This is a genomic window from Streptomyces sp. NPDC015130 (genome assembly GCF_043080005.1).
GTDB lineage: Bacteria > Actinomycetota > Actinomycetes > Streptomycetales > Streptomycetaceae > Streptomyces.
On sequence record NZ_JBIBVC010000011.1, the window covers coordinates 241,747 to 266,926 of the forward strand.

The 25,180-nt window shown below is 73.3% G+C and carries 23 protein-coding genes; 14 read left to right on the forward strand and 9 right to left on the reverse strand.

Annotated features, from left to right (window positions below; all coding sequences use genetic code 11):
* Window position 1: 1 nt before the first annotated feature.
* Together ACF08F_RS24015 and ACF08F_RS24020 are read left to right on the forward strand one after the other, a co-directional pair.
* Window positions 2-1,390, forward strand: coding sequence for a cystathionine beta-synthase (locus ACF08F_RS24015; protein WP_392300583.1), 1,389 nt, complete (start codon window positions 2-4; stop codon window positions 1,388-1,390).
* 365 nt (window positions 1,391-1,755) lie between these two features.
* Window positions 1,756-2,595 carry a MurR/RpiR family transcriptional regulator gene (locus ACF08F_RS24020; RefSeq protein ID WP_392300584.1) on the forward strand — a complete coding sequence of 280 codons (840 nt, stop codon included), beginning with the start codon at window positions 1,756-1,758 and terminating at the stop codon, window positions 2,593-2,595.
* A gap of 24 nt (window positions 2,596-2,619) precedes the next feature.
* Here the strand turns inward: ACF08F_RS24020 and ACF08F_RS24025 are convergent, their stop codons facing one another.
* The 6 genes from ACF08F_RS24025 to ACF08F_RS24050 form a co-directional block, all read right to left on the reverse strand.
* On the reverse strand, window positions 2,620-2,991 hold the full coding sequence (locus ACF08F_RS24025; RefSeq protein ID WP_392300585.1) for a hypothetical protein: 372 nt from the start codon (window positions 2,989-2,991) through the stop codon (window positions 2,620-2,622).
* An 89-nt stretch (window positions 2,992-3,080) separates the two neighbouring features.
* On the reverse strand, window positions 3,081-3,479 hold the full coding sequence (locus ACF08F_RS24030) for a roadblock/LC7 domain-containing protein (RefSeq protein ID WP_392300586.1): 399 nt from the start codon (window positions 3,477-3,479) through the stop codon (window positions 3,081-3,083).
* 41 nt (window positions 3,480-3,520) lie between these two features.
* Window positions 3,521-4,303 (reverse strand): transcriptional regulator, encoded by a 783-nt coding sequence (locus tag ACF08F_RS24035; RefSeq protein ID WP_392300587.1) that lies wholly within the window; start codon window positions 4,301-4,303, stop codon window positions 3,521-3,523.
* Window positions 4,300-4,692 carry a hypothetical protein gene (locus ACF08F_RS24040; protein ID WP_392300588.1) on the reverse strand — a complete coding sequence of 131 codons (393 nt, stop codon included), beginning with the start codon at window positions 4,690-4,692 and terminating at the stop codon, window positions 4,300-4,302. Before ACF08F_RS24040 ends, ACF08F_RS24035 begins: the two co-directional genes overlap by 4 nt.
* A 139-nt stretch (window positions 4,693-4,831) precedes the next feature.
* Window positions 4,832-5,311 carry an SRPBCC family protein gene (locus ACF08F_RS24045; RefSeq protein WP_392300589.1) on the reverse strand — a complete coding sequence of 160 codons (480 nt, stop codon included), beginning with the start codon at window positions 5,309-5,311 and terminating at the stop codon, window positions 4,832-4,834.
* Window positions 5,312-5,343: 32 nt separating this feature from the next.
* Entirely contained in the window at window positions 5,344-6,669 is a 1,326-nt protein-coding gene (locus ACF08F_RS24050) for a diaminopimelate decarboxylase (RefSeq protein ID WP_392300590.1), read from the reverse strand.
* A 105-nt stretch (window positions 6,670-6,774) separates the two neighbouring features.
* Here ACF08F_RS24050 and hutU point away from each other — a divergent pair, with 105 nt between their 5' ends.
* From hutU to ACF08F_RS24100, 10 genes are all read left to right on the forward strand, one after another.
* Window positions 6,775-8,466: a urocanate hydratase gene (gene hutU, locus ACF08F_RS24055; protein WP_392300591.1), complete on the forward strand. Its 1,692-nt coding sequence runs from the start codon at window positions 6,775-6,777 to the stop codon at window positions 8,464-8,466.
* Between the two features lie 17 nt (window positions 8,467-8,483).
* Entirely contained in the window at window positions 8,484-9,692 is a 1,209-nt protein-coding gene (locus ACF08F_RS24060) for an allantoate amidohydrolase (protein WP_392300626.1), read from the forward strand.
* On the forward strand, window positions 9,683-11,023 hold the full coding sequence (locus ACF08F_RS24065) for a formimidoylglutamate deiminase (protein ID WP_392300592.1): 1,341 nt from the start codon (window positions 9,683-9,685) through the stop codon (window positions 11,021-11,023). Before ACF08F_RS24060 ends, ACF08F_RS24065 begins: the two co-directional genes overlap by 10 nt.
* 17 nt (window positions 11,024-11,040) lie before the next feature.
* Entirely contained in the window at window positions 11,041-12,288 is a 1,248-nt protein-coding gene (hutI, locus tag ACF08F_RS24070) for an imidazolonepropionase (protein ID WP_392300593.1), read from the forward strand.
* A 284-nt stretch (window positions 12,289-12,572) separates the two neighbouring features.
* The gene (locus ACF08F_RS24075; RefSeq protein ID WP_392300627.1) at window positions 12,573-13,610 is read left to right on the forward strand and encodes a GNAT family N-acetyltransferase; all 1,038 of its coding nucleotides are present in this window, start codon (window positions 12,573-12,575) and stop codon (window positions 13,608-13,610) included.
* A gap of 100 nt (window positions 13,611-13,710) precedes the next feature.
* A complete protein-coding gene (locus ACF08F_RS24080; RefSeq protein WP_392300594.1) occupies window positions 13,711-15,081 on the forward strand; it encodes a glycosyltransferase in 1,371 nt (456 codons plus the stop codon).
* Window positions 15,078-15,887: a polysaccharide deacetylase family protein gene (locus ACF08F_RS24085; protein ID WP_392300595.1), complete on the forward strand. Its 810-nt coding sequence runs from the start codon at window positions 15,078-15,080 to the stop codon at window positions 15,885-15,887. The genes ACF08F_RS24080 and ACF08F_RS24085 overlap by 4 nt, the downstream gene beginning before the upstream one ends.
* 130 nt (window positions 15,888-16,017) lie before the next feature.
* A complete protein-coding gene (locus tag ACF08F_RS24090; protein ID WP_392300596.1) occupies window positions 16,018-17,928 on the forward strand; it encodes a hypothetical protein in 1,911 nt (636 codons plus the stop codon).
* A complete protein-coding gene (locus ACF08F_RS24095) occupies window positions 17,925-18,341 on the forward strand; it encodes a hypothetical protein (protein WP_392300597.1) in 417 nt (138 codons plus the stop codon). Before ACF08F_RS24090 ends, ACF08F_RS24095 begins: the two co-directional genes overlap by 4 nt.
* On the forward strand, window positions 18,338-19,402 hold the full coding sequence (locus tag ACF08F_RS24100; RefSeq protein WP_392300598.1) for a glycoside hydrolase family 26 protein: 1,065 nt from the start codon (window positions 18,338-18,340) through the stop codon (window positions 19,400-19,402). Before ACF08F_RS24095 ends, ACF08F_RS24100 begins: the two co-directional genes overlap by 4 nt.
* Before the next feature lie 6 nt (window positions 19,403-19,408).
* Here the strand turns inward: ACF08F_RS24100 and ACF08F_RS24105 are convergent, their stop codons facing one another.
* The 3 genes from ACF08F_RS24105 to ACF08F_RS24115 all read right to left on the reverse strand — a co-directional run bounded on the left by ACF08F_RS24105 (window position 19,409) and on the right by ACF08F_RS24115 (window position 23,797).
* Window positions 19,409-21,517 (reverse strand): lipopolysaccharide biosynthesis protein, encoded by a 2,109-nt coding sequence (locus ACF08F_RS24105; RefSeq protein WP_392300599.1) that lies wholly within the window; start codon window positions 21,515-21,517, stop codon window positions 19,409-19,411.
* Window positions 21,514-22,701 (reverse strand): DegT/DnrJ/EryC1/StrS family aminotransferase, encoded by a 1,188-nt coding sequence (locus tag ACF08F_RS24110; RefSeq protein WP_392300600.1) that lies wholly within the window; start codon window positions 22,699-22,701, stop codon window positions 21,514-21,516. The genes ACF08F_RS24105 and ACF08F_RS24110 overlap by 4 nt, the downstream gene beginning before the upstream one ends.
* A gap of 229 nt (window positions 22,702-22,930) precedes the next feature.
* On the reverse strand, window positions 22,931-23,797 hold the full coding sequence (locus ACF08F_RS24115; RefSeq protein WP_392300601.1) for an RNA polymerase sigma factor SigF: 867 nt from the start codon (window positions 23,795-23,797) through the stop codon (window positions 22,931-22,933).
* A 234-nt stretch (window positions 23,798-24,031) separates the two neighbouring features.
* On the opposite strand from ACF08F_RS24115, the gene ACF08F_RS24120 reads away from it, so the two are divergent.
* Together ACF08F_RS24120 and ACF08F_RS24125 are read left to right on the forward strand one after the other, a co-directional pair.
* Window positions 24,032-24,403 carry an STAS domain-containing protein gene (locus ACF08F_RS24120; protein WP_392300602.1) on the forward strand — a complete coding sequence of 124 codons (372 nt, stop codon included), beginning with the start codon at window positions 24,032-24,034 and terminating at the stop codon, window positions 24,401-24,403.
* Between the two features lie 68 nt (window positions 24,404-24,471).
* A complete protein-coding gene (locus ACF08F_RS24125) occupies window positions 24,472-24,888 on the forward strand; it encodes an ATP-binding protein (protein WP_392300603.1) in 417 nt (138 codons plus the stop codon).
* The last annotated feature ends 292 nt before the right edge of the window (window positions 24,889-25,180 follow it).

Below are 25,180 nucleotides of genomic sequence, written 5' to 3' on the forward strand. Positions count from 1 at the left end.
GGTGCAATTCCACGACTCGATGATCAGCCTCGTCGGCAACACCCCGCTGGTGAAGCTCAACAACGTCACAGCGGGCATCCAGGCGACCGTCCTGGCCAAGGTCGAGTACTTCAACCCCGGAGGCTCGGTCAAGGACCGGATCGCCGTGCGGATGATCGAGGCGGCCGAGCAGAGCGGCGAGCTCAAGCCCGGCGGCACCATCGTCGAGCCCACGTCCGGCAACACCGGCGTCGGCCTCGCGATCGTGGCCCAGCAGAAGGGTTACAAGTGCATCTTCGTCTGCCCCGACAAGGTGTCCCTCGACAAGATCAACGTCCTGCGGGCGTACGGTGCCGACGTCGTCGTCTGCCCCACCGCCGTGGACCCCGAGCACCCGGACTCGTACTACAACGTCTCGGACCGGCTCGTCCGTGAGACCCCCGGTGCCTGGAAGCCCGACCAGTACTCCAACCCGAACAACCCGCGCTCCCACTACGAGACCACCGGTCCCGAGCTCTGGGAGCAGACGGAGGGGAAGATCACCCACTTCGTCGCGGGCGTCGGCACCGGCGGCACCATCTCCGGCACCGGCAACTACCTCAAGGAGGCCAGCGGCGGCTCCGTGAAGGTCATCGGCGCCGACCCCGAGGGCTCCGTCTACTCGGGCGGCTCCGGCCGGCCGTACCTGGTCGAGGGCGTCGGCGAGGACTTCTGGCCGACCGCGTACGACCGGAACGTCACGGACCGGATCGTCGCCGTGTCCGACAAGGACTCCTTCCAGATGACCCGCCGCCTCGCCAAGGAGGAGGGCCTGCTCGTCGGCGGCTCCTGCGGCATGGCCGTCGTGGCCGCCCTGGAGGTCGCCCGCGAGCTCGGCCCGGACGACGTCGTCGTCGTGCTGCTGCCGGACTCCGGCCGCGGGTACATGTCGAAGATCTTCAGCGACGAGTGGATGGCGGGACACGGCTTCCTGGAGGACACCTCCTCCGCCACCGTCGCCGACGTCCTGCGCCACAAGGAGGGCGGCCTGCCCTCCCTCGTCCACATGCACCCGGACGAGACGGTCGGGCAGGCCATCGAGGTGCTGCGCGAGTACGGCGTCTCCCAGATGCCCATCGTCAAGCCCGGCGCCGGTCACCCCGACGTCATGGCCGCCGAGGTCGTCGGCTCGGTCGTCGAGCGCGAGCTCCTCGACGCGCTCTTCACCCAGCGCGCCTCCCTGGAGGACCCGCTGGAGCGCCACATGAGCCCGCCGCTGCCGCAGGTCGGCTCCGGCGAGCCCGTCGCCGACCTGATGACCGTCCTCGGCGAGTCCGCCGACGCGGCGATCGTCCTCGTCGAGGGCAAGCCGACCGGCGTCGTCAGCCGCCAGGACCTGCTGGCCTTCCTGGCCAACGGCGGCTCGAAGTAGCCGGAGGGATCCGAGGGGCGGGTGCTCCGGCGCACGTGAAACCGGTACTTCGTACAACCGGTACGAGCGTGACACGTACGCGCAGCACCCGCTTAACACGCGTCCGGCACATTGGTGCTTGTCGGCGTCAAGGACTTCCGGAGCGGCTCCCGGGCCTCCATGGACGCCGCGGACGCGGAGACCGGCCCTGACCCGGGCCCGTGTCCCTCGCGGGGACCGCCGTCGTCCCGCCCCCCCTTCACCGGGGGTGCGGCGGTCCCCGCGCCACATCTCCGCCTTCCCGCCCTCCCTCGCCTTTCCCTCCCTCCGCCTGGCTGCATATCCTTATGCAGAGTCATTGGCGGGTGAATAAGCGAGGGGGCGGCATGAGTGACAGCCCGGCCGGACGGCTGCAGGCGCTCTTCGAGGGGCACCGGCTGACGCCGACGCAGCGGCGGATCGCCCACTGCATGGTGCGCCGCGCCGCCGACGTGCCGTTCCTGTCCAGCGTCGAGCTCGCCGAGCTCGCCGGGGTCAGCCAGCCCTCCGTCACCCGCTTCGCGGTCGCCCTCGGCTTCGACGGGTACCCGGCGCTGCGCAAGCACCTGCGGGAGGTCGCGCCCCCGGAGCCCGGTGACGCGGGGGGTGAGCAGGGCAACGAGTACCAGCAGGCCGTGCTGGCCGAGATCGAGAACCTGCGGCACCTCGCCGGGCTGCTCGCCGACCCCGGGCCCGTCGAGCGGGCCGGCCGGCTCCTCGCCTCCTCGCGCCCGCTGCTCGTGCTCGGCCTGCGGGCGGCCTCCTCGCAGGCGCGGGGCTTCGCCTACTTCGCCGCCAAGGTCCACCCCGACGTGCGGCTCCTCGACGAGGGCGGGTCGATGCTCACGGACCGCGTCGACGCGGCCGTCCGGGCCGGGGCCACGGCGCTGCTCTGCTTCGCCCTGCCCCGGCACCCCCGGGAGGTCGTCGAGGCCCTGGAGTACGCCAGGGCGGCCGGGCTCACGGTGGTGGCCGTCGCCGACTCCGCGTTCGCGCCCGTCGCCGCCCACAGCGACCTGCTGATCCCGGCCGCCGTCGGCACGGGGCTCGCCTTCGACACGGCCTGCGCGCCGATGATGCTCGGCCGGGTCCTGCTGGAGGCCATGGCGGACGAACTCCCGGACGCGCAGGCGCGTCTGGAGGAGTTCGACACGAAGGCGGCCGCGCGGGGCCTGTTCGTGGAGTAGTCCGCCGGGCGGGGGTGTTCCGGGTCAGACCTGGAGCTCGGTGGCGATCTTCTTGAGCTGGTGGCGGGCCATCGCCAGGTTCGCGCGCTCCTTGTCCAGGGCGAGGTACATGAACAGGCCGTTCGAGCCCGAGGTCCTGAGCAGCCGGATCAGGTGGTACTGCCGGCCAAGGGTGATCAGGATGTCCTCGATCTCCTCGCCGAGGCCGAGCATCTCCATGGCCCGGACCTTGGCCCGGACCACGTCGGTATTGCCCGCCGCGGCGACGTTCAGGTCGAGCTCCTTGCCGCCGCCGATCGTGCCGAGCGCCATTCCGCTGGTGTAGTCGACGAGGGCAGCGCCGATGGCGCCCTCGATGGAGGCCGCTTCCTTGAGGGAGGTCTCGGTGTTCGCCATGGTGTCGTACTTCCTTTTCGAGAGTGCTGTTCGGACGGTTCGAACAGGTCGGTCGGAGTCAGGGGTCGATCAGGTTCTGTCGAGGTCGCTCAGAGTCGGTTCAGGTCCTTGCGCTCCAGCGCGTCGTCGACGAGTACCCCTATCCGGGCGCTGGACCTGCGGGCCTCCAGGTGGAGCCGGCCCACGTTGATCCGGGGCTCGGCGAGCAGCGTCAGGACGGCCGCGCCGCCCGCCGCGTAGGTCGCCACGTAGCCGCTCTCGCCGCGGACGAGGAGCTCGCGGAAGCGGCCCTGGCCCGTGGAGTCGGTCAGCCGCTGGCCGACGCCGAGCGCCGCCGCCGTCAGGGCGGCCACGCTCTCCGCCTCGCCGTCGACGGTGTCGTGGGCGAGCACGAGGCCGTCGGCGCTGGCGGCGAGGGCTCCGGTCAGCTGGGGCAGCCGGGCCCGCAGCCGTCTGAGCTCGCCGAGGACCTCGGTCTCCGCAGTCATGAGCTGTCTCCTCTCGGCGCGCAGGCGCAGGGCACGGCGCATCACAGATGTGCCTCCAGGGCGTCACGGAGCCGGCGCAGCAGGGCGATGTCGGGGTCGGCCATCTGCGGGGCCGTCAGGAGCGGTCGCGGGGGCGGTACGGGCTCGGGCTCGGGCTCCGGCTCCTGGGGGGTCTCGACGAGCCCGGCGGCGGCGAGCCGCCGGACGTCGAGAAGTGTGTGGAAGGCGGGGCGGCCGAGCAGCCGGGCGAGCTCGGCCGGGGTCCGCTCCCCGTCGGCGGCGGCGAGCAGGGCGCGCTGCCGGACCCCGACGGTCTGGCCGGGGGCGGCGGGCCGGGGCACGACGGGGGCGGTGTCGACGGAGGCGTACGGCCAGACGGCGTCGAGGAGTTCGCGGCGGCGGACGGTCTCGCGCTCGACGGCCTCGGCGGAGACCGGCCGGACCGTGCCGAACCAGTGGCCGACCCCGTACCGGAAGCGGGTCGGCCCGCTGGTGGGGGAGAGGGCGAAGAAGGCGGCGTCGAAGACGGCGCCGAGGTGGCAGATCTCCAGCTCGCCGTCGCGCAGCCGGCCGCTGTCGACGAGGAAGCGCCCGACGGCGCGGTGGGCGCCTGCCCGGTCGACGGCCTCGTCCCAGCCCTCGCGGGGCAGGCGTCCGCCGGTGGTCAGGAGGACGTCGACGCCGGGGGCGGCGGGGCTCTCGGCGTGCACGACGCGGCCGTCGACGAGGTAGAGCGTGCCGTGGTCGCGCAGCAGGGCGCCGGTGGCCTTCTCGGCGGCGAGCCGGACCAGCATCGGGGAGACGGGGGTGGCGACCGCGGTCATCCGAGGACCAGCCTCTCGGCGAGGTCGCGGAGCCGTATCCGGGCGAGGGCGAGGTTGCCCGCGTCGCGGTCGAGCCAGAGATGGAGGAAGACGCTGCTGTCGAAGGAGGTCTCGACGAAACGTATGACGTGGTAGCCGGCGCGGGTGGTGACGATGAGGTCCTCGACGGGCGGGCCGTCGAAGGGTTTCTCGCCCATCGCCGCGAAGGAGTCGAACTCGGCGGCGGACCGGGCGAGTTCGGCCGTCTCGGCGGCTGTCGTCTCGTGGTCTCCGACCGGTGAGTCCCCCGCGGTCCCGAGCGCGAGCCCGCTGGTCCAGTCGACCAGGGAGGCTCCGAGAGCACCTGGCAGGGCCATGGCCTCCAGCAGGCACTCGTCGATTCCGGGCACGCGGATTCCCCTCCCGATACGGCGCGCGAACGAACGGCTGTGACGGTGACGCTACTGAACGTTCCGGCTCGTGGTGGGAGTTCTGGCATTTTCCATCGGAACATGCCCGAGCGTGGCGAGAATTGACCGCCCGTGCTCGTCAGGCGCGGGACTCGACCGCCTTCGCGATCTCGGACAGGTCCTTCGCGAGCGCCTTGGCGACGGCCTTCGCGCCGAAGCGGGCGAGCAGCTTGGCGACGAACCCCGGCCGGCGGCCTGCCATCCGGCGGCCCGAGAAGGCCATTCTCAGGGTGGTGGCGCCCTCGCCGTCGGCTTTCAGGGTGATCTCGGACTCGTAGTGCATGCCGTGCGACTCGGCGACCGTGACGTACCGGTCCGGCGGCACGCACTCGGTCACCGTCATCTCCTCCGTCGCCTCCTTGCCCAGCATCCGCCGCGTCTCGCGCCAGCGCGTGCCGACGCCGAAGCCGCCCTCGGTGAGCACCTCGACCTTCTCGACGCCGGAGAGGACGCGGGGCATGTCCCGCAGGTCGGTGATCGCCTCCCAGACCCGCCCGGGGGAGGCGGCGACCCGGCGCTCGACGACGACGGAGGTGGTGTCCGTACCCGATCCAGTCATGTCCTCATCGAAGCCGTGCCGCCGCGCCCGCGCTACCCGACGAGGGCGTTCGCGTGGCTCCCGCCCGCCTCCGCGACGATCTCGTCGAGCGTCTGGGCCCGCCGGACCGTCGAGAACGTCACCGCCCCGTCCTCCTCCACCGTGAAGCCGTGGACCGCGGGCCGGGGCAGGCTGTTGTACGCGTAGTGGTGGGCGAAGTAGTACGCGCCGGTGTCCGGGACGGCGACGACGTCGCCGGGGCGCAGGAGCGGCAGCTCCCGGCCGGTGGCGAGCAGGTCCCCGGCGAAGCAGGCGGGCCCCGCCACGTCCTGGACGGCGGTCTCCCCGGCGCGGGGGCGGCCCTCGGAGTCGTACGCGAGGATCCGCAGCGGCCAGGAGTCGGGGGCGTAGACCGTACGGGTGGCGAGCTGGACGCCCGCGTGGGTGACGGCGATCGGGCGGCCCCCGGCGGTCTTCGTGTACTCGACCCGGGCGAGGACCGTGCCGTGCTTGGCGAGCAGGGAGCGGCCGAACTCGGTGACGAGCCGGTAGCGGCCGTCGAGGAGGCCGGGCGCGGTCTCGGCGAGCAGCCGGGCGTACTCGGCGTACGTCGGCGTCTCCTCGTCGGAGGTGAAGTTCACCGGCAGGCCGCCGCCGATGTCGAGCGTGTCGATCTGCTGCCGGCCCGCCTTGTGGTTGATCTCCTCGGCGAGGGCGTAGGCCTCCCCGACGCCTTCGGCCATCAGCGCGAGCGGGACGCCCTGGGAGCCGGTGTGGGTGTGCAGCCGGGTGAGCCAGGGGCGGTCCAGGAAGGCCTGGACGACGACCGCGCGGGCGCCCTCGTCGCGGAGGGCCACGCCGAACTTGGAGGTGGCGGTCGCGGTCGAGAGCGCGCCGATGGCACCGGCTCCGACCTGCGGGTTCACTCGGAGTCCGAGGGGCGAGGCGGTGGGCGCGGAGGCGACGAGCGCGTCGAGGCGGTCCAGCTCCTGGAGGTTGTCGGCGTTGACCGCGATCCCGAGCGCGAGGGCCTGGCGCAGCTCGGCCGGGGTCTTGGCGGGGGAGTCGAGCACCGTGTGGGAGGGCGGGATCCCGGCGGCGCGGGCGAGGGCGAGCTCGCCGGGGCTGGCGACCTCGACGCCCAGCCCGGCGTCGTGGAGGAGGCGCAGGACGGGGACGAGCGGGGTGGCCTTGACGGCGAAGGCGTGGAGGACGTGGGCGTCGGTGACGGCGGCGAAGGCGCTGGTCAGGGCGGCGGCGGAGGCGCGGATGCCGGTGGTGTCGAGGAGGGCGACGACGGGTTCGGCGGGGGAGAGGAGTCCTTGGTCGACGGAGGCTCGGACGGCGAGATCACGGCGGTAGGAGGCCATGCGGCCCATCCTCGTCCATCGCTTCACCGGTACGGGTGAGGGCTGCCCTGTTGACTACAACTATTCAGCGAGCCAAGATGTGAATATCTGATCGACATTCGAGGAGGCACCCCCATGTCAGGACCCCGCCCCGTCCGAGCAGCACGCGGTACGGAACTGAGCGCCCTGGGATGGCAGCAGGAAGCCGCCCTCCGGATGCTCCAGAACAACCTCGACCCCGAGGTCGCCGAGCACCCCGACAAGCTCGTCGTCTACGGCGGCACCGGCAAGGCCGCCCGCGACTGGCGCTCGTACGACGCCATGGTCCGCACGCTGCGCACGCTGAAGCAGGACGAGACGATGCTCGTCCAGTCCGGCCGCCCCGTCGGCGTCATGCAGACCCACGAGTGGGCCCCGCGCGTCCTCATCGCCAACTCCAACCTGGTCGGCGACTGGGCGAACTGGGAGGAGTTCCGGCGCCTGGAGGCCCTCGGCCTCACCATGTACGGCCAGATGACCGCCGGCTCCTGGATCTACATCGGCACCCAGGGCATCCTCCAGGGCACCTACGAGACCTTCGCCGCCGTCGCCGCGAAGAAGTTCAACGGCACCCTGGCCGGCACCATCACCCTCACCGCCGGCCTCGGCGGCATGGGCGGCGCCCAGCCCCTCGCCGTGACGATGAACGACGGCGTCGCGATCTGCATCGACGTCGACCCGCGCGCCATCGAGCGCCGCATCGAGCACCGCTACCTGGACGTCAAGGCCGACAACCTGGCCCACGCCCTCCAGCTGGCCACCGAGGCCCGCGACGCCCGCCGCCCGCTCTCCATCGGCCTCCTCGGCAACGCCGCCGAGCTGCTCCCGCAGATGCTCGCCGAGGGCGCCCCCATCGACATCGTGACCGACCAGACCTCGGCCCACGACCCGCTCTCCTACCTCCCCGTCGGCGTCGCCTTCGAGGACATGGCCGACGCGGCCGCGAAGGACCCGGCCGGCTTCACCCGCCGCTCCCGCGAGTCCATGGCCCGCCACGTCGAGGCCATGGTCGGCTTCATGGACGCCGGCGCCGAGGTCTTCGACTACGGCAACTCGATCCGCGGCGAGGCCCAGCTCGCCGGCTACGACCGCGCCTTCGCCTTCCCCGGCTTCGTCCCCGCCTACATCCGCCCGCTGTTCTGCGAGGGCAAGGGCCCCTTCCGCTGGGCCGCCCTCTCCGGCGAGGCCTCCGACATCCACAAGACGGACAAGGCGATCCTCGACCTCTTCCCGGAGAACGAGTCCCTCCACCGCTGGATCAAGATGGCCGGCGAGCGCGTCCACTTCCAGGGCCTCCCCGCCCGCATCTGCTGGCTCGGCCAGGGCGAGCGCGACAAGGCCGGCGACATGTTCAACGACATGGTCGGCAACGGCACCCTCGCCGCGCCCCTCGCGATCGGCCGCGACCACCTCGACTGCGGCTCGGTGGCCTCCCCGTACCGCGAGACCGAGGCCATGCTCGACGGCTCCGACGCCATCGCCGACTGGCCGCTGCTCAACGCCATGGTCAACGTCGCCTCCGGCGCCTCCTGGGTCTCCCTCCACCACGGCGGCGGCGTCGGCATGGGCCGCTCCATCCACGCCGGCCAGGTCTCGGTCGCCGACGGCACCAAGCTCGCCGGCGAGAAGATCCGCCGCGTGCTCACCAACGACCCGGGCATGGGCGTCATCCGCCACGTCGACGCGGGCTACGACATCGCCGAGCGCGTCGCCGAGGAGAAGGGCGTCCGCGTCCCGATGCGCGAGGGCTCCGACACGGAGACCACCGGCGCCGAGGCCTCCGCGTGAGCGAGACCTTCCACGCCATGTGGCGGTCGCTGCGGCCCATCGGCCGCAGCGCCGCCTCGGGCGGCTACCGCCGCTACGCCTGGACCGAGGCCGATGCGGACTGCCGCCTCTGGTTCCGGATGCAGGCCGAGGCCCGCCGCCTGGACGTCGAGACCGACCGCAACGGCAACCAGTGGGCCTGGCTCGGCGACCCCGAGCGCGGCGACGCCGTCGTCACCGGCTCCCATCTGGACTCCGTCCCCGACGGCGGCGCCTTCGACGGGCCCCTCGGCGTCGTCTCCGCCTTCGCCGCCCTCGACGAACTCCGCGCCCGCGGCGCCGTGTTCGAGCGGCCGCTCGCCATCGTCAACTTCGGCGACGAGGAAGGCGCCCGCTTCGGCCTGGCCTGCGTCGGCTCCCGCCTCACCGCGGGCCGGCTGACGAAGGAGCAGGCGTACGAGCTCCGCGACGCGGACGGGACCAGCCTCCCGCAGGCGATGGAGGCCGCCGGGTACGACCCTTCGGGGATCGGCCCGGACCCCGAGCGGCTCGCCCGCATCGGCGCCTTCGTCGAGCTGCACGTCGAGCAGGGCCGGGCCCTGGACCTGTCCGGGGACGCCGTCGGCCTCGCCTCCGCGATCTGGCCGCACGGCCGCTGGCGGTACGACTTCGCCGGCGAGGCCAACCACGCCGGCACCACCCGGCTCGTCGACCGCCGCGACCCCATGCTCACCTACGCGGAGACGGTCCTCGCGGCCCGCCGCGAGGCCGAACTCGCGGGCGCCGTCGCCACCTTCGGCAAGATCGCGGTCGAGCCCAACGGCGTCAACGCCATCCCGTCCCTCGTCCGCGGCTGGCTCGACGCCCGCGCCGCCGACCAGGGCGCGCTGGACAAGGTCGTCACGGGCATCGAGACGGAGGCCCGCGCCTACGCCGAACGCCACGGCATCGACCTCACGGTCGTCCGGGAGTCCTTCACGCCGGTCGTGGACTTCTCGCACACGCTGCGGGACGAGCTGTCCCGCCTCCTGGGCGAGAGGACCGGGTCCACCGGGAAGGTCCCCGTCCTCGGCACGGGCGCGGGACACGACGCCGGAATCCTCTCCGAGTCGATCCCGACCGCCATGCTGTTCGTACGGAACCCCACCGGTGTCTCGCACTCCCCGGCCGAATTCGCGGCCGAGGACGACTGCGTGGCCGGGGTCCTCGCACTCGCCGACGTACTGGAGGGCCTGGCGTGTCGCTGACGACGTACTGGCTGGAGCACGCCTGGCTCGACACGAACGTCGAGCCGGGCGTCGCCCTGGACGTGTCCGACGACGGCCGCATCACCGCCGTCCGCACCGGCGTGGAGACGCCCCCGCCGGGCGCGGAGGTGCTCCGCGGCCTGACGGTCCCCGGCCTCTCCAACGCCCACTCGCACGCCTTCCACCGCGCCCTGCGCGGCACCGTCCAGGTCGGCTCCGGCACCTTCTGGACCTGGCGCGAGGTGATGTACACCGTCGCCCAGCGCCTGACCCCCGACAGCTACTTCGCCCTCGCCCGCGCCGTGTACGCGGAGATGGCGCTGGCCGGCATCACCTCCGTCGGAGAGTTCCACTACCTCCACCACGCGCCCGGCGGCAGCCCGTACGCCGACCCCAACGCGATGGGCGAGGCGCTGATCGCCGCCGCCGCCGAGGCGGGCATCCGCATCACCCTCCTCGACACCGCCTACCTCTCCTCCGGCTTCGGCGCCGCCCCCGAGCAGCACCAGCTCCGCTTCACCGACGGCACGGCGGAGAAGTGGGCCGAGCGTGTCTCGACGCTCAAGGAACGGGACGGCGTCCGCGTCGGCGCGGCGATCCACTCCGTACGGGCCGTCCCGGCCGACCAGCTCGCCACCGTGGCCCGGTGGGCCCGGGACCGGCAGGCCCCCCTCCACGTCCACCTGTCGGAGCAGACCGCCGAGAACGACGCCTGCCTCGCGGCGCACGGCCTCACCCCGACCCAGCTCCTCGCCGAGCACGGCGTCCTCGGACCCCGCACCACCGGCGTCCACAACACGCACCTCACGGACGGCGACATCGCCCTCCTCGGCTCCTCGACCACCGGCACCTGCATGTGCCCGACGACCGAGCGCGACCTCGCCGACGGCATCGGCCCCGCGGTCGCCCTCCAGCGGGCCGGCTCCCCGCTCTCCCTGGGCAGCGACAGCCACGCGGTCATCGACCTCCTGGAGGAGGCGCGGGCCATGGAGCTGAACGAGCGCCTGCGCACCCGCACGCGAGGTCACTGGACGGCGGCCGCGCTCCTGCGCGCGGCGACCGCCGACGGCCACGCGGCCCTCGGCTGGCCGGACGCGGGCATCCTGGAGGCCGGCGCGCTCGCCGACTTCATGACGATCGCCCTGGACACGGTCAGGACAGCGGGACCGCTGCCGCGTCTGGCAGCCGAGACGGCGGTATTCGCCGCGTCGTCAGCGGACGTGCGTCACACGGTCGTCGCCGGCCGTCACGTCGTACGGGACGGGGTCCACCGCTCCGTACCGGACGTGGCCGGCGCCCTCGCGGACTCGATCGCCGCCCTGCGCGGCTGAAGGAGACACCCCTCAACATGAACACCGGCCCCGCGGCGACGAACAACCCGGCGGCGACCTCCGCCCCCACGAGCGCGAACAGCGCGGTGGCGAAGACCGCCACCGCCATCGTCAACATCGCCAGTCTCGTCACGAACGATCCCTCCTTCGGCGACGGCAGTCCTCTGGGTCTGATCCAGGACGCGGCCGTCGTCGTCGACGGCGACCGGGTCGTCTGGGTCGGTGAATCAAGCAGAACACCCGCCACTGACAATCGGGTCGACGCCGGCGGCCGGGCCGTGATCCCCGGCTTCGTCGACTCCCACTCGCACCTCGTCTTCGCGGGCGACCGCACCGCCGAGTTCAACGCCCGCATGTCGGGCCAGGCGTACGCGGCGGGCGGCATCCGCACGACGGTCAAGGCGACGAGGGCGGCGAGCGACGAGGCCCTCTCGGCCAACGTGGCCCGCTTCATGCGGGAAGCCCTCCGCCAGGGCACGACGACCTTCGAGACGAAGTCCGGCTACGGCCTGACCGTCGAGGACGAGGCCCGCGCCCTGCGGATCGCCGCCGAGCACACCGACGAGGTGACCTACCTCGGCGCGCACATCGTCTCCCCGGACTACGCCGACGACCCGGCGGCCTACGTCGAGCTCGTCACCGGCGAGATGCTCGACGCCTGCGCCCCCCACGCCCGCTGGGTCGACGTCTTCTGCGAGAAGGGCGCCTTCGACGGCGACCAGGCCCGCGCGATCCTCACCGCCGGCAAGGCGAAGGGCCTGCACCCGCGGGTCCACGCCAACCAGCTGACGTACGGCCCCGGCGTGCAGCTCGCGGTGGAGCTTGACGCGGCGAGCGCCGACCACTGCACCCACCTCACCGACGCCGACGTCGACGCCCTGGCCTCCGGCAACACGGTCGCGACGCTCCTGCCCGGCGCCGAGTTCTCCACCCGAGCCCAGTGGCCGAACGCCCGCCGCCTCCTGGACGCGGGCGTCACCGTCGCCCTCTCCACCGACTGCAACCCGGGCTCGTCCTTCACGTCCTCCATCCCCTTCTGCATCGCCCTCGCGGTACGGGACATGGGCATGACCCCCGACGAGGCCCTCTGGTCCGCCACCGCCGGCGGCGCCGCGGCCCTCCGCCGCACCGACGTCGGCCGCCTCACCCCCGGCGCCCGCGCCGACCTCACCGTCCTCGACGCCCCCTCCCACGTCCACCTGGCCTACCGCCCGGGCGTGCCGCTGGTCGCCGAGGTCTGGCGGAAGGGCGTCCGCACGGTCTGACGCAGGCATGACGAGGCGTCACGACGGCGACCGAGAACCACGACCCAGGTGCCGTCGTGAGGTGAGGAACGACGGACTCCGCGTCGGGGTGCTCGCGGAGCGGCCCGTACCGTCCTGCCCCTCGGCCCCCGTCCCCTCCGTGGGCCAATGGCCGAGTATGCCTGCCGGGGAGGCGTTCGGACCGGTACCGTCCTGTCCTGTCAGCTGGGGGCGGACCGGGGGGTCGGCGAGTGAGTGCTGTTCGTGTGCGGATCGTGCGGCCGGGGGAGCTGAGCGAGCGCGAGATGGCGGCGTGGCGGGAACTACGCGCCACGTCCGGATCGCCCGCGAACCCCTTCATGGAGCCCGAGTTCACCCGCGCCGTCGCCGAGGTCAGGCCCCGGTCCCGGGTCGCCGTCTGGTGGGAGGGCGACGAGCCCGTCGGCTTCTTCCCTTACGAGAAGGGGCCCTTGGGGCAGGGGCGGGCCATCGGCTTCGGCGTCTCCGACAGTCACGGCGCGGTCCTGCGCCCCGGACTGCGGCCCGGCGCCCGCGCCCTGCTGCGCGCCTGCGGGGCCGCCGTGTGGGAGTTCGACAACCTGGAGTCCGGTCAGCCCGTCTTCGAGGGCGCCGCCACCGAGTCCTTCGCCTCGCCCGTGATCGACGTCGGCGAGGGGTACGCGGCCTACGAGGCGCTGCTGCGCGTCCAGTCGCCCAAGTTCCTCCGGACCACCCTCGCCAAGGAGCGCAAGCTGGGCCGCCAGGCCGACGGCGAGGTGCGGTTCGTCTTCGACGAACGCGACCCGGCCGCCCTGCGCACCCTCATGGAGTGGAAGTCCGCCCAGTACCGCAGGACCGGGCGCGGCGACCGCTTCGCCAAGGAGTGGATCAGCGCCCTCGTCCGCCGCCTCCACGAGCAGCGCACGCCCGGCTGCTCCGGCCTCCTGTCCGTGCTGTACGTGGGGGACCGGCCCATCGCCGCCCACTTCGGGCTGCGGTCCGCGACCGTGCTCTCCTGCTGGTTCCCCTCGTACGACCCCGAGTTCGCGAAGTACTCGCCCGGCCTCGTCCTCCACCTGCGGATGGCCGAGGCCGCGGCAGCCGCCGGGATCGGGCTGCTCGACCTGGGGCGCGGCGCGGCCGAGTACAAGGACGCGCTGAAGACGGGCGAGATCACCGTGTACGAGGGGGCCGTCTTCGTCCCGGGCGCGCGCGCCGCCCTGCACTGGCTCGGACGCGAACCCGCCCGCCGCGTCCACCGCTTCGTCCGCGAGCGCCCGGCCCTCGCCGCCCGGGCCCGCACCACCCTCAACGGGCTCGCCCGGCTGCGGGGCAACCGATAGCCCTCGCTCCTCCTCGTCCGCGCCGGGTTCCGCCCCCCGACGCCCCTCCCCGGCCGCCGCGCCGCCGAGCCCGCCGTCGTACTTCCCTGAGGGATCCCCATTGAGCAGCCGACCGAGCCGTCTCCCCGACCGCCCCCTCCCCCCGCCGCGCACCGTCTCCGTCGCCGAGCTCGAACTCGACGCGCCCGAAGGGCCCGTCCTCGACCTGCGACCCGCGCCCGGCGGACCGCCCCTCGCGACCGGCGACGTCTACGCGCTCGTACGGCTCCGGGGCCGGCCCGCCGCCACCGTCATCGGGACGGTCGCCGAGGGCGTGGACCCGAGGGAGGTCCTCGGGGCGCTCGCGCGGCAGCGGGTCGAGGCCGCCGCCCGGCCGCGCACCGACGCCGAACGCCTCGCCGCCGCCCGCCCGTCGGCCCGCCCCGACCTCCCCGCCGAGGCCCGCGGGCGGCTCACCCCGCCCCGCACCTCCGTCGTCGTCGCCACCCGCGAGCGGCCGGAGCAACTCGCCCGCGCGCTCGACTCGCTGCTCGCCCAGGACCACCCCGACCACGAGCTGATCGTCGTCGACAACGCGCCCCGCACCACCGACACGTACGACCTCGTCACCGGGAAGTACGCCGACCGCGTCCGGTACGTCCGCGAGGACACCCCCGGGCTCGCCGTCGCCCACAACACCGGCGCCGCGGCCGCCGACGGCGAGGTCCTCGCCTTCACCGACGACGACGTGATCGCCGACCCGCACTGGCTGACCGCCCTCACCGAGCCCTTCGCCGCCGACCCCGGCCTCGGCTGCGTCACCGGCCTGATCCTGCCCGCCCGGCTGGGCACCCCCGCCCAGGTCCTCCTCGAATCGCACGGCGGCTTCGCCAAGGGCTTCGCGCCCCGCCTGTACGACCCCGCGCAGCCGCCCGCCGACGAGCCGCTCTTCCCTTTCACGGCGGGCAGCTTCGGCTCCGGCGCCAACATGGCCTTCCGGGCGGAGGCGCTGAAGGAGGCCGGCGGCTTCGACCCGGCCACCGGCACCGGCACCCCGGCCAGGGGCGGCGACGACCTGTACGCCTTCGTCGCCGTCCTCTCCGCCGGCTTCCGGCTCCGCTACACGCCCGAGGCGCTCGTCTGGCACCACCACCGCGAGACCTGGCAGGACCTGCGGAACCAGGCGTACGGCTACGGCGCCGGCCTCACCGCGTACCTCACGGCGACCCTCCTCCGCCGCCCCCGCACCCTGCCCGCGCTGCTGTCCCGGCTGCCGCGCGGCCTCGCGCACGCGCGGACCATGACCGCCCGGCGCGGCGAGAGCGACGCCGGCGGCGGGGTCCCGGGGGAGCACGGCACCCAGCACCACCCCTGGCCCCGCAGCCTGTCCCGACTGGAGCGACGCGGCATGCTCTACGGCCCGATCGGATACGCGAAGGCCCGGGCGAAGGCCCGCCTGCGGGCCGGTGCACGGAAGGCGGCGGCCCGATGAGGAGCGCACCCGTCTCCACCCGGATACCCGTCCTCCTGTACCACGCCGTGATGGACGACCCCCCGGAGTGGATCGCCGAATTCACCGTCTCCCCGACGGAGTTCGCCTCCCAGCTCGACGCGATCGTCGCCAGCGGCCGCACCGCGATCACCGTCGGCGCCCTCGCCGCGCACCTCGCGGCCGGCACCCCGCTGCCGCCCCGCCCCGTCGTCCTCACCTTCGACGACGGCTTCGCCGACCTCGTCGGGCCGACGGCCGAGGCGCTGGCCGCCCGCGACCTGCCGTCCACCGTGTACCTCACCACCGGGGCCATCACCCCCGGCCGGCCCTGCCTCCTCCCGCCCGCGCCGATGATGAACCTCTCCCAGGCCCCGCGGCTGGAGCAGTACGGGATGGAGGTCGGCGCCCACACCGTCACCCACCCGCAGCTCGACACCCTCACGCCCGGCCTCCTGCGGCGCGAACTCCGCGAGGCGAAGGCGGTCCTGGAGGACGTCCTCGGGCACGAGGTCCGCCACCTCGCCTACCCGCACGGCTACAACAGCCCCGCCGTGCGCCGGGCCGCCGCAGCCGCCGGCTACGCCTCGGCGGTCGCCGTCCGGCACGCGCTCAGCTCCGGGTCGGACGAGATCTACCGCATCGCCCGGCTCATCCTGCGCCGCGGGCACACCGTCGCCGACGTCGAGCAGTGGATGGAGGGGCGCGGCGCGAAGGCCGCACCGTACCCGGACTCGCTGCCCACGGTCGGCTGGCGGATGTACCGCAGGGCGCGCGCCGTGCTCAACGGGCCGGAGTTCGCAGGCTGAGACACGGCGCCCCGGCGCCGTACAAGATCGTCAACTCCGCCATTCGGGACGAGAGTTGAATGCGGGTGCACAAGCGAAGTACGTTCCCTTGCCTCGCCAGGGGGACAGGGAGAGTGGGGGGAGAGCCGTCGTGCAACGCCATGTGTCAGTACCGGTCACCGAGGGCGGGGTCCCCGCCCAGTCGGCAGCCCCCGACCGCCGTGGAGCCGTACGTCCGACCGGCCCGGGGCGCGCAGCCGGGCTCGTCGACACCTGGCTCGCGCCCGCCCTCCTGGCGATCGGCCTCGGACTCTGGGCGATCTCCCTGCCGCTGGTCGACTTCCGCTCCATGGACGACTTCGGCCTCCTCGACCGGTTGCCTGTCCTCTTCTACGTGTCCCTGCTCGTGCTCACCGGCGGTTTCCTGGTGACGCTGAGGCGCGCCGGGACCTCGCCGGGCTGGCCGCTCCTCTACTGCGTGGCGCTGCTCATCGCGCTCAAAGCGGCTCCGGCCGTGCTCTACGACTCGGTGCGCTACCCCTGGGCGTCCAAGCACGACGCCGTCGTCAACACCCTCCTCGGCGCCGGTGAACTGCGGCCGTACGCCGCGCTGTCCGGGAACATGTCCGCCTACGACCAGTGGCCGGGGTTCTTCACTCTCAACGCCGCGCTCGTGCGGGCCTTCGGCGTCGAATCCACGGCCGTCTACCTCAACTGGGCTCCGATCGTCCTCGGCCTGATCCTCCTCCCGGTACTCGTGCTGCTCTACCGCACCTTCACCGAGGACTGGCGGCTGGTGTGGACCGCCGTCTGGATCTTCCAGCTCGCCAACTGGGTCGGCCAGGACTACCTGGCGCCGCAGGGCTTCGCGTACGTCCTGCACCTGACGGTCCTCGCCCTGGTGCTCCGCCACTTCGTGCGGCCCGGATCGGCCGGACGGCTGCGCGACCGGACCGTTCTCGATCCCGCCGCGGCCGCCGTGCCGCCGCCCACGACCACCCGCCAGCGGGCCGTCGGAGTCCTGATCCTCTCGCCGCTGATCCTGGGGATCAACGCCGTCCACCAGCTCACCCCGGTCATGCTGTGCGTCGTCCTGGCGGCCCTCTGCCTCACACGGCGCTACCGCAACCTCGGCCTGCTCGCCGTCGCCGGGCTGATCATGCTGGCCTGGGACCTCACCATGGGGCGGCCGCTCTTCATGGAGACGCTCGGCACCCTGAAGGAATCGCTCGGGCGCCTCACCCAGAACTCCCGCGCCGGGTACGCCGGACAGCTCACCGGCCCCGGACCCGAACTGGCCGGCGCGGCCGGCATCACCATGACCCTCGCCGTGGTCCTCTTCGCCGGCGTGGCCGTGCTCGTCCGCCGCCGGCTCGTCCGCAGCGCGCTTCCGCTGCTTCTCGCGTCGGCCGCCCCCGTACCTCTCTTCGCCGTCAACGACTACGGCGGCGAGATGCTCTTCCGCGTCTATCTGTTCGGGCTGCCCGGCGCCGCGTTCTTCGCCGCGGCAGCGCTGGTGCCTGCCGCGGGCGGCGCCCGCCGCAGCCGTGGCGCCCGCGTCCGGCGGACCGTCGCCTCCGTCGCCCTGCCGACCGTCCTGCTCGCCCTCACCGCCGGGTTCCTGCCCGCGTACTACGGCAAGGACGCCATGTACTACACCCCGCCCGTCGAGTCCGCCCTCGTCACCCGGGCCATCGACCGGCTGCCGGAGGGCGGTCTGATCCTCGCCACCTCCGGTTCCTTCCCGCAGGCCCTGCACCGCTACGACGAGGTCGAGCACTGGTTCTTCGCCGAGCAGGAACTGCCCGAGAACGAGAAGATGCTCGCCGACCCGGCCCGCTATCTCGCCGACCGCCTACCGCGGGGCGTCACCGCCCACGTCGTCCTCACCCGCACCCAGGACATCTACACGGCGGGAGAAGGACTGCTGCCACCCGGCGGCTTCACCGTCCTGCGTGACCGGCTGAAGGCATCGCCGCTCTTCCGGACCGTCGAGGAACACCCCTACGGGATCGTCCTCGCCTACACCCCGTCGAACACCACCACAGGCGGTGCCTCGTGACCACGAACCGGATCAGAGCCGCCGTCGCCGTATCCGGCTGGCTCGCCCTCGCGGCGACCCTGCTGCCCGGCGGCTCGCCGTTGCGCTGGCTGCCGGTCCTCCTCTTCGTCTGTTTCGGACCCGGCTTCGCCCTGCTCCACCCCCAGCCGCGCGGACTGCGGCCCGGCGCCCGGCTGGAGGCGTTCGCGCTCGCGGCGCCGCTGAGCCTCGCCCTGGCCGCGCTCACCGCCACCCTTCTCTTCCTGATCGGAGGCTTCTCCGTGCCCGCTTTCCTCGTTCCGCTCGCCGCGTTCTCCACGGCCGTCGCCCTGCTGCCGGGGCTGCCCCTGCCCGCCGCCACCAGAGGCGCCGTCGAACCCGAGGGCTCCGAATCCTTCCTGTCCCGTGAACGAGGGCCGGGTGGCGGCCGATGACCGGTCGGCGGCGCGCCGAGGGCGGGGCGGCCGGCAGGCTGGCGGTGGCACTCGCCGCCGTCGGCGCGCTGATCGCGGGGATAGGGGTGTGGGCGACCGTCGCCGAGGGGGACGACCACTGCGCACCCGACGACAGGCTCGTCGCCCCCTGCGGGGCCTGGTGGGGCGCCTACATTCCCTACGACGAGGACAGTTCGCTGATCCGGCCGGTGCACGCCTTCGAGCGGAAGATCGGCCGACGGCTCGACCTCGTGTACACCTATCACGACATGTCGGGCAACGAGCTCGACGGGACGCTCCTCACGGACGACGAGCGCGAGCTCGGCCGGGACCGGTTGCTCATGCTCGCCTGGGAGTCGACCGTCTGGAAGGAGCCCCACCACGCCGGGTGGACCGAGACGCAGCTCGGCTGGAAGAACATCGCCTCGGGACGGTACGACGCCGAGATCGTCGACCCGCAGATCCGCCGGGTCAAGGAGTACGGCAAGCGGGTCTTCCTCTCCTTCGACCAGGAGGTCGACGCCCGCATCAAGGAGGGCGCCGGGTCCCCGGAGGAGTACGTCGCCGCCTACCGCCACCTTCACGAGCGCTTCCGGAAGCTCGGGGCCGACAACGTGGTCTGGGTGTGGACGGTCTCCGGCTACCTGGGCAGCGCCGATTCGATGAAGCGGCTCTACCCGGGCGACGCGTACGTCGACTGGATCGGCATGGACCAGTACAACTACTACCTCTGCCACGGCACCGACAAGTGGCTGGACTTCGAGGAGAGCCAGCGCCCGAGCTACGACTGGCTCAGGAAGAACGTCTCCGCCGAGAAGCCGATCATGCTCTCCGAGTTCGCCACCGCTCCGGACCCCCGGAACCCGGACCGTCAGCGCGCCTGGTACGCGAAGATCCCCGAGGCCGCCCCGACCCTCCCGGAGGCCAAGGCGTACGTCCACTGGAACCGGGCCGTCCCCGGGCCCGGCTGCGACCTCACGGTCAACTCCGGGCCGGGGCTCCAGGGATACCGGAAGGCCGGACAGGACCTCTACTTCAAGCAGCCCCTGCCGGGCCGCTGAACGGACTCAGCGGCGCAGGCCCCGGACCGCGTACACCGCCATGGTCATCCCGGCCAGGCCGAGCAGCACCGGGAGCGGGGCGGCGGCGAAGAGCTGCTGCCCCGCCCATCCGGCCCAGACCAGCACCCACACCGCCCCGGCCGTGATCCGCTCGCCGGCACCCAGCCCCCGCAGTACCGTCGCCGCCAGCACCAGACACAGGGCCTGGGCCACGACGGGGGCGGACCAGGCGGCCACCCCGGGGCCGAGCAGCGCGGCGCCGGGTCCGGCAGCGGCCGGCGGCAGCAGGCCGAGGAGCGGTGGCGCGGTGTGCAGGGCGAGGAAGGTGGCGAGCAGGACGGTCCCGGCGAAGCCGGGACGGAAGTCGCGCAGCCCGACCGCCACGCCCTGGAGGGCGACCAGCAGCAGACCGGCCAGCAGGGTCACCGGCGGCACCGCGGAGAGCAGACCGGTGCCGGAGAGGCTCTCCACCTCCAGCGGCGTGGCCAGTCCCAGCGGCAGCCAGAAGGCGACGGCCGCCGCCCCGAGCAGCCCCCACCGGAGGATTGCCACGTGGTCGCCGAGGCGCGGCCTTCCCCGTCCGGGCGCGCGCAGCGGCGCCGGCCGGTCCGCGTGCTGCCGGGGTACGTAGACGGGGATGCCGAAGGCGGGTGTCACCGAGTCGTGCGTGCCGCGCAGATAGGCGCTCTCGCGCGCCCAGTTCGTGCCGTACCCGTCCTCCTCGCGCTCCTTCACCCGCGCCGCGGCCCGCGCCCCCTCGGCGGGCTCCTTGCCCTTGAGGGCGGCCCGCAGGCCCGGCACGCACACCACGGCCATCAGCGTCATGGAGCCGAGGACGGCCCACCCCGCGCCGGCGATGCCGAAGGGCCCGAGGAGGAAGACCGCGCTGCCGAGGACCAGGACGCACATCGCGCCCTGGAGCGCGGCGAGCATGCCCGTACGGCCCTGGACGCGCAGCACCCCGATGTACAGCTCGACGGCGACCCGGGGCAGCGCGGCGGCGGCGAGCAGCCGCAGCACGGTGGTGCCGTTCTCGGCGTACTCCTCGCCGAAGGGGGTGAGCAGCACCGGTGCGAGCACGACGAGGACGAGGACGACGGGGACGAGGAGCAGCACCATGCGGCGCAGGGCGCCCCTGACGCCCTCGGCGAGGGACTCGGGGCTGTGCGAGGCGTGCGCGGTGAGCGAGGAGGCCATGTTGATGGCCATGAACTCCATCGTGCCGCCGACCGTGTAGGCCGTGTAGAAGAAGGCGTTGTGGGCGGCGTCGAAGCGGACGGCGACCATCATCGGCAGCAGGCTGATCATCAGCAGGCTGAAGACGGAGCCGACGGAGTCCCCGGCGAGGAAGCGGCCGATCTCGCGCATGGTCGGCGGCTCGCGGTCCCGGTCGGCGTGCGCCTGCCGGGGGATCAGGTGCCGGAAGACGAGCCAGCCGAGCGGCACGACGGAGAGCACGATGGCCGCGGCCCAGGAGACGAAGACGCCGAGGACCGGCAGGCCGACGGCGAGGACGACGAGCAGGACCAGCTTGCCGAGCGAGAAGACGGCGTTGCCGACGGGCACCCAGATCGCCCGTCGGAGCCCGGTGAGGACCGCGTCCTGGAGGGTGAGCAGGGCCCAGCCGATGCTGGCGGCGGTGAAGAAGATCCCGGCGGACACGGTGCCGAGCGGGGCGTACGAGGGCCCCCACCAGTCCAGGGTGAGCAGGAAGACGCCGCAGGCGACGCCCACGACGGCCGTGCTGACCAGGTACAGGCGGACGACGAGCGGCCCGGTGGCCCGGCCCGCCCGGGGCACGTACCGGACGACCGCGCCGGTCAACGTCGTCGCCGTGAGCGAGGCGAGCATCCGCTGGGCGGCGATCGCGGCGGAGCCCTGGCCGACGGCCTCCTCCGTGTAGTAGCGGGCCGCGACCAGCCAGAAGCCGAGACCGAGGGCGGCGGAGACGCCGGTGGAGAGCATCAGCGCGTAGGCGTTGCGGAACATCGAGTTCTCGCCGGAGTCGCCCCTGGTCTCGGTGAGGTCCTTGCCGGCGGGTTCCGGCACGGCGGTGCCCGGGTGCTGCCCGGCCGTCGCGTCGGCCGTCTCCCGCAGTCGTACGGTGTCGGTCACCGGGCGCCGCCGGGGGCCTCCGACAGGCGGGCGGGCCGGGTGCCGGCCGCGCGCAGCACGGCCAGGACCTCGTCCGCGCGGCGCGGGTCCACCGGCAGGGCGTGCCGGGCGAACCGTGCCGCCGCCTCCGGCGCGGGGGAGGGGTCGGTGAACGTCTCACCCGCGTAGCTGTCGAGCGGAGGGTCGTAGACGTAGCCCGTGGTGATCCGGTGCCGGGCGAGGGCGGCGATCGCCGCGTCCCGGTCCTCGACGAGCAGCGGCACCCGGAACAGCGGCTGGACCGTGTCGGCAGGGGTGCCGTACTCGCTGGCCAGGAGCCGGGCCGTGCCGGTGTGGTGGGTGGCGAGGACGCCGTCGAGGCCGGCCAGCCGGCGGGCGGTGCGGCGGAGCCGGGCGCGGCCCGGCCGGAGCCGGTAGTCGTGCATGTCGACCCGGACCCAGGAGTGGAAGGGGGCGAGCGCGGGTGCGGCCGGCAGGGCCCGCCGCAGCTCCTCGGCGCGGAGCGGCATCCGTATCTCCTCGCGCTCCTCCATCCCGAGCAGCCGCACCGCCGCGCGCGCGGGCCCGACGAGGCGCGTCCCGCGCAGGGTCGCCTCCGCGTACGGCCGTGCCAGGTAGGCGAGTTCGCCGAGGGCGCGGGTCGGGTGCAGCAACTCGTCCCGGGCGGAGGTGAGTTCCTCGCGCAGCTTCGGCTCGGCGAGGGCGACGAAGCCGCCGGTCTTGGCGCCGGTGTGCTTCGAGAGGCTGAAGACGGAGGCCTCGCCGTACGTGCCGACCGGTCGCCCGCCGACCGTGGAGCCGATCGCGTGGGCGGCGTCCTCGATCATCGGGATGCCGAGCCGGTCGCAGTGGGCGCGCAGCTCCGGTGCCGGGTCGGGGTTCCCGTACAGATTGGTCGTGAGGACGGCGGACAGGCCGCGCCAGACGGACTCGGGGACGGCCGCCGCGTCGATCGACCCGTCCCGGGGGTCGAGCGGTGCCTGCACGGGGCGGAGGCCGGCGGCGAGGACGACGAAGAAGATGACGTCGTCGTTGACCGGTGACATCAGCACCCGGCCGCCGGGCTCGCACCAGTGGCGCAGCGCGAGGTACAGGCCGAAGCGGCACGACGGCACGTAGAGGCACTCCCTGCCCCCGAGCCGCTCGCGCATCCGCCCTTCCAGTTCCGCGTACGCAGAAACCATGTGAATCCCCCCTGAATCCCCGGGCTCAATGTGGCCCAATCCGGACGGCCTCGTCAACAAGGCCTGCCGGTAGCGCGGTTGGCCCCGCGAGGGCCGGCCGGGCGGTCGTACGCGGTGGTGGTCGTACGGGTCGGCGCCCGGCGGTACGAAAGGGGCCCGTTCCGGGTCGGTCGACCGTGAACGGGCCCTTTCCGGAGCCATTTTGGCGGTTCGGGGGAGGCCGTGGAGGTCATTCCTCCAGAGTGAGGCCGCGGCGCAGCCGGCCGAGGGTGCGGGAGAGCAGCCGGGACACGTGCATCTGCGAGATCCCGAGCTCCGCGCCGATCTCCGACTGGGTCATGCCGGAGACGAAGCGGAGGGAGAGGATGAGCCGGTCGCGGGAGGGCAGCGAGGCGATCATCGGCTTCAGGGAGGCGACGTACTCGATGCCGGTGAGCCCGTCGTCCTCGTAGCCGATCCGGTCGGCGAGGGTGGCGTCGCCGTTGCCGCTCTCGTCCTCCTCGGTCCTGGCGTCGAGCGAGCTCGCCGTGTAGGCGTTGCTGGCGGTCATGCCCTCGACGACCTCCTCCGGGGAGATCCCGAGCTCCTCCGCCAGTTCGGCGGCGGTCGGGGCGCGGTCGAGGCGCTGGGCGAGCGCGTCACCGGCCCGCGCGAGGTCGAGCCGCAGCTCCTGGAGCCGGCGGGGGACGTGCACGGACCAGGAGGTGTCGCGGAAGAAGCGCTTGATCTCGCCGATGATCGTCGGCATCGCGAACGTGGGGAACTCGACGCCGCGGGTCAGTTCGAAGCGGTCGATGGCCTTGATGAGGCCGATCGTGCCGACCTGGACGATGTCCTCCATCGGCTCGCTGCGGCTGCCGAACCGGGCCGCGGCGAACTTCACCAGGGCCAGGTTGAGTTCGACGAGGGTGTTGCGGACGTACGCGTGGTCGTGGGTGCCCTCCTCCAGTTCGGAGAGGCGGGCGAAGAGCTGCTTCGAGAGGGCGCGCGCGTCGACCGCGCCGATGCGGTCGAGGGGCCCGTCGGGCAGGTGGTCGAGGGGGGTGACCGCCGACGGCGCGTCGGGGGTACGCGGGGCGTCGAGCCGGGGTGACATGGGTCTCCTTCGTCGGTCTTCTGCTGCGGTTTGCGGCGCCTCCGAGGCCGGTCGTGTCGGGTGTCCTGTCAGGTGTTGCCCTCTAGCCCTACCTGGTGGACACCGATGGTTGCAAGTACCAATAATCCGCTTTGGGTGGGTTTGCGGAGGGGGGTGTGTGCGCGGGAGGGTGCCCCGCTTGTAGGGTTCGAGGCACGTCAGTCGGCACCCGCGAGAGCGAGAAGAGGCACGGCCATGGACCGCCAGCACATCGGCAGCGCGCAACCCGCGCGCCTGCGGGTCGAGGTCCGGAACGTGGGCGGGGGCAGCGAACTCCTCACCCCCGTGGGTGAGCTCGATCACCACACCGCCGAACTGTTGCGTACGCCACTCGAATCCGCGCTCGACGCGGGCCGCTCGCGGCTCGTCGTCGACTGCTCGGGCCTCGACTTCTGCGACTCGACCGGACTCAACGTCCTGCTCGGCGCCCGGCTCAGGGCGGACGCGGCGGGCGGCGGGGTCCATCTGGTGGCGATGCGGCCCGCGGTCGCCCGGGTGTTCCGCATCACCGGCGCGGAGGCCGTCTTCACGCTGCACGACACGCTCGGCACGGCCCTCCCCGGCTGAGCCCGGCGGGCCCCTCCGCTCCGTACGTACCACCCCTCTGTCTCGTCAATCGGTGAGGTGAAGCGCTGATGGACCAAGCTACCGACGTCCGTACCCTCGCCCTCGGCGAGACCAGCGGCACCGTCCCGCTCGCCCGCGACTTCACGCGCTCGGCGCTCACGGAGTGGGGCTGGCTCCCGGCCGCCACCGCCGACCGCAGGGCCGCCGCCGAGGACGTCCTGCTCGTCGTCTCCGAACTGGTCACCAACGCCTGCCTGCACGCCGAGGGCCCCGAGCGGCTGCGCGTCCTGCGCGGCCCCCAGGTCGTCCGCCTCGAAGTCACCGACCGCGGCGCCGGACAGCCCGCCCCCCGCACCCCGCACCGCTCCGGCCGCCCCGGCGGCCACGGCATGTTCATCGTCCAGCGCCTCTGCCTGGACTGGGGCATCGACCGCACCCCCGGCGCCCCCGGCAAGACGGTCTGGGCCGAACTGGCCGCACCCTAGGGCGTGTTGCGAAAGTCCCGCCTGCCCGACGGCGCCTGGCACGCACGCTCGCCGCGTTGTCGGGATCACCCCGATACATCCAGTATCGGGGCGACCCTCCGCCTTGCGATCGCACGCACCAGACGCCGTCGGGCCCGCCCTTCGGGCGGCCGGCGCTACTTTCGCAACACGCCCTAGAGGGTCTCCTGCCGATCGAGCAGGGCCCGATCGGCAGGAACCCCCGAGGACTTTCACAAGTTCACCCGTTCCCCTGCCTTCCCTCCGCAAGGCCCCGGGCGTACCTTGACGGCCA